The organism is Streptomyces aurantiacus (assembly GCF_001418335.1).
GTDB classification, from domain to species: domain Bacteria; phylum Actinomycetota; class Actinomycetes; order Streptomycetales; family Streptomycetaceae; genus Streptomyces; species Streptomyces aurantiacus.
In genome coordinates, this window is the sequence record NZ_LIPP01000549.1 from 1 (window position 1) to 4,168 (window position 4,168).

A 4,168-nucleotide genomic window follows, 5' to 3' on the forward strand; every position below is an offset into this window, starting at 1 on the left:
GTCCCAAGCCCCCCAAGCCCCCCGCCCCGTCGAACCGCCGGTCAGGCTCAGCGCCTGGTCCAGGGCCTGGAGGAAGCGGTTGACCGTGGTGCGGTCACGCACCGCCAGCCGCAGCCAGGTCTCGTCGAGCCCCGGGAACGTGTCGCCGCGCCGTACCGCGAAGCCCAGCCCGCGCAGCCGGGCCCGCACGGCCGCCGCCCCGGGCAGCCCGACGAGGACGAAGGGCCCCTCCGCGGGCTCCGCGACACGGACCCCGTCGGACGCGAACTCCTTGAGCCCGGCGACCAGATGGGCCCGGTCCGTGGCGACCCTGCGGGCCGCCTGCGCCTGCTCGGCGAGGGCTCTCGGTGTCATACAGGCCTCGGCGGCGGCCAGCGCGGGAGTGGACACCGGCCAGAGCGGCTGGCCGCGTTCGAGTTCGACGACCGTCTCGGGGGCCGCGAGCACGTAACCGATCCGCAGCCCCGCGAGCCCCCACGTCTTGGTGAGGCTGCGCAGCACCACGAGCCCCGGCACGTCCGTCCGCCCCGCGAGCGCCTCCCGCTCGTCCGGCACCGCGTCCATGAACGCCTCGTCGACCACCAACGTCCGCCCAGGACGTGCGAGTTCGGCGATCAGGCGCGCCGGATGGAGGACGGAGGTGGGATTGGTCGGGTTGCCGATCACGACCAGGTCCGCGTCCTCGGGGACGGCCGAGGGATCGAGCCGGAACCCGTCCTGCGGCCGGAGCAGAACCCGGTCCACGGTGTGCCCCGCGTCCCGCAGCGCCGCCTCCGGCTCGGTGAACTGCGGGTGTACGACGACAGGGTGACGGGCCTTCAGGGACCGGGCGAGCAGTACGAAGGCCTCGGCGGCCCCGGCCGTGAGCAGCACCCGTTCCACCGGCAGTCCGTGCCGTGCCGCCACCGCGGCCCGCGCTGCCCGCCCGTCCGGGTAGGCGGCCAGCCCGCCCAGCGAGTCGGCGATGTGGCCGCGCAGCCAGTCCGGTGGAGTGCCGGCCCGGACGTTGACGGCGAGGTCGACGAGCGCCGAGCCGTCGTCGCGCACCTCGGCGTCGCCGTGGTGCCGCAGATCGTGCGCTTGGCCGTGCGCATGGCCGTGTGCCTGGTTGTGCGCACGGCCTGGCGTCCGCGCGCGCTCGGCTGCCCGGTGCTCGTCGACCTCGCCGTCCTTGCTGCCCGTGCGGTCTCCGCGGTCTCTGCCGTCTCTGTCGCCGTTGCTGTCGTTGTCAGTGCGCATGGGCGTGTGCGGGGTTGTCGTGGTGGTGGTACTCGATGGCTTCCCGGTAACGGTCCATGACGAGATCGAACAGCTCGGGCTCCGGCCCGATGACATCGGCGGAGAGCACCTCGGCCTCCGGATGAGCCGCCGCCCAGCCCTCGGTCTGCAGCCGGACCCGGTCCGGGAGGACGCCGTTGAACAGGAAGTAGGGGAGCACCACGATCCGCCGCGCACCGAGCCGTACACAGCGGTCCAGGCCCGACGGTACGTCCGGCGCGGCCAGCGACGCGAACGCCGTCTCCACACCCGCGTAACCGCGCCCCTCCCACAGCAGCCGCGCCGCCCTGTGCACCTCCGCGTTGGCGTCCGGGTCGGTCGAGCCGCGCCCCACGAGCAGCACGGTCACCTCGGCCCGGTCCCGCGGTGTGCGCACCGGCCCGCCGAGCGTTTCGTCGAGCCGCCGCTCCAGCACGGAGAGGAGCGCGGGGTGCGGGCCCAGCGGACGCCCGTACGTGTACGCGATCCCGGCGTGCCGCTCCGTCCCGCGAGCCAGCGCGGCCGGGAGCTCGCCCTCGGCGCGCCCGGTGGACACGAGCATCAGCGGAACTGTGGTGAACCGGCTCACTCCCTGGTCGGCCAGGGCGGTCACCGCGTCGCCCAGCGGCGGCGGGGAGGACTCGATGAAGCCGCCCGCCACGGGCAGCCCCGGGTTGCGGCGGCCCAGTTCCCGGACGAAGTCGCGGAACGCCTCGGCTCCGGCGTCGTCCCGAGTGCCGTGTCCGGCGATCAGCAGGGCGGGGGCGGGGGTGGTCACGGTGTCTCCTCGGGATGGCTGACCGATGACGGATGCCTGACGGGTACCTGATGGATGTCTGATCTGACGGGTGCCTGATGGGTGGTCCGGCTCACTCGGGCTCCTCATGCCGGTGGTGGCCGCCCGGCGCCACGATACGGCCGGCGATCCCACGGGTCACCGTGTCGCCCACGGCCACCAGTCGGCGTACGACCGCGCAGGTAGCCATCGCGGGGCGTGCGGCCGACCTGCGTTTGGGGACGAGGAGTTCACCGCCGCGGGCGAGCGCCGCGGCCTCGGCGACCGAGGGAGTGCCGACGGCGGCGAGCGGCGCGGACGAGGGGTTCGGCACGTCGACCTTCGCCAACTCCTCGGCGGTGTACGTCACCACGGGCACCCCGAGCCGCTCGGCCGCCCCGAGAATGCCGGGCTCGTCACCCTTCGAGTCGACAGTGGCGAGTTCCGCGACGGACCTCGCGGACAGCCCGGCATCCCGCAGAGCATCCTCGACGAGTGCGAGCACCTCGTCGACCGGGACCCCTCCGGAGGCGCCGACACCGACGACGAGGAACGGCGGCCGGCGGACGACCGCGGGCTCCGCGTCGGCTGCGTCAGCCATGGAAAGGGGTCCTTTCCGGAAGCCGTGGGGGCCCGGGCGTGCGGCGGACGTGCGTGAAGGCGGGTTGATCGGATAGCAAGGGCGTATGGCGGTGTTCGTCGCGCTCGGCGCGTTCCTCATGACGCTGGCCGGCGGCTGGACGGCGCAACGCGTCACCGACCGCCGCCACCTCGTACTCGGCCTGGCCGGCGGCCTGATGCTGGGCGTCGTCGGCCTCGACCTGCTGCCGGAGGCACTCGGCGCGGCGGGCGAGGAGATCTTCGGCGTACCGGCCGCGCTGCTGCTGTTCGTGGCCGGCTTCCTCCTGGCGCACATGGTGGAGCGGCTCCTCGCCGGGCGCCAGGCCGCGCACGGCGGCGGGGAACACGACGGCCGCACGCCCGAGGTGGGCCTGACGGCCGCCGCCGCGATGGTCGGGCACAGCGCCATGGACGGTGTGGCGATCGGTGCGGCCTTCCAGGTGGGCGGCGGCATGGGCGCCGCCGTGGCGGTCGCGGTGATCGCCCATGACTTCGCGGACGGCTTCAACACGTACACGATCACGACCCTGTACGGGAACGCCCGCCGCAAGGCGGTCGCGATGCTGGTCGCGGACGCGGCGGCCCCCGTGGCCGGCGCGGCCTCGACGCTGCTGTTCACCCTCCCCGAGCATCTGCTCGGCGGGTACCTCGGCTTCTTCGGCGGCGCGCTCCTCTATCTCGCCGCGGCCGAGATCCTCCCCGAGGCCCACCACGAACACGCCGCCCGCTCCACGCTGCTGTGCACGTTCGCCGGAGTGGCCTTCATCTGGCTGGTCGTGGGCATCGCGGAGTGAGCTGAGTGAGGCGAGGAGCCGGTCGCTCATGGCCAGGCACACCTCTCCACGAACCTGCGGGCGACACCGGGAGAGGCCGCCCAATGGGTGTGCAGATAACTCGCGTGCACACCGCGTTGTACGAAGCCCTCGACCCGCCGAGCCGGAGTACGCAGCCCCCATGCGGGTACCGCACCCGCCCCGGGCTCCACGACGGTCCGGTGGAACTCGTGGCCCCGCAGCCGGCTGCCCGCCTCGGCCAGCACACTGTCGGACACCGCGACGGCATCCCGGTACCCGAGCGTCAGCCGTGCGTCCATCCGTGCCTCGGCGTCGATGACCCCGCACATCGGCAGCCCGTCGAGCTCACGGGAGAGATAGAGCAGCCCGGCGCACTCGGCCGCGACCGGCGCCCCGCTCTCGGCGAGCACGGCCACGGCCTTGCGCAGCGGCTCGTTGGCGGACAACTCGGGCCCGAACACCTCGGGAAACCCACCCCCGATGACCAACCCCCGGGTCCCGTCCGGCAGTTGCTCGTCCCGCAACGGATCGAACGTCACGACCTCGGCCCCGGCGGCGGCCAGCAACTCGGCATGCTCGGCATAGGCGAAGGTGAAGGCGGCCCCACCGGCAACGGCGACTCGGGGCCTCTCCGGCACCTGGAAGGCCGGCTCCGGCACATCCAGCCCGTCCGGCGTTTGAGGACGAGGCCGTTCAGGCCGATCCGGGGGTCTGGGGGCGG

Annotated in this window: 3 protein-coding genes and 2 pseudogenes; 1 reads left to right on the forward strand and 4 read right to left on the reverse strand. The window is 73.8% G+C overall.

The window, feature by feature from the left end:
- From cobC to AOK01_RS40135, 3 genes and pseudogenes are all read right to left on the reverse strand, one after another.
- On the reverse strand, window positions 1–1,239 hold a 1,239-nt coding region (gene cobC / locus AOK01_RS40125; RefSeq protein WP_107100048.1), incomplete at its 3' end, for an Rv2231c family histidinol phosphate aminotransferase CobC.
- Complete coding sequence (locus AOK01_RS40130; RefSeq protein ID WP_079104123.1) at window positions 1,229–2,035, reverse strand: sirohydrochlorin chelatase; 807 nt, start codon at window positions 2,033–2,035, stop codon at window positions 1,229–1,231. The genes cobC and AOK01_RS40130, both read right to left, overlap by 11 nt.
- A 181-nt stretch (window positions 2,036–2,216) precedes the next feature.
- A pseudogene (locus AOK01_RS40135) lies at window positions 2,217–2,603 on the reverse strand (cobalamin biosynthesis protein); the annotation flags it as partial.
- A gap of 115 nt (window positions 2,604–2,718) precedes the next feature.
- Here AOK01_RS40135 and AOK01_RS40140 point away from each other — a divergent pair.
- Window positions 2,719–3,447: a ZIP family metal transporter gene (locus AOK01_RS40140; RefSeq protein ID WP_055520593.1), complete on the forward strand. Its 729-nt coding sequence runs from the start codon at window positions 2,719–2,721 to the stop codon at window positions 3,445–3,447.
- Between the two features lie 26 nt (window positions 3,448–3,473).
- Here the strand turns inward: AOK01_RS40140 and AOK01_RS40145 are convergent.
- A pseudogene (locus tag AOK01_RS40145) lies at window positions 3,474–4,168 on the reverse strand (cobyrinate a,c-diamide synthase); the annotation flags it as partial.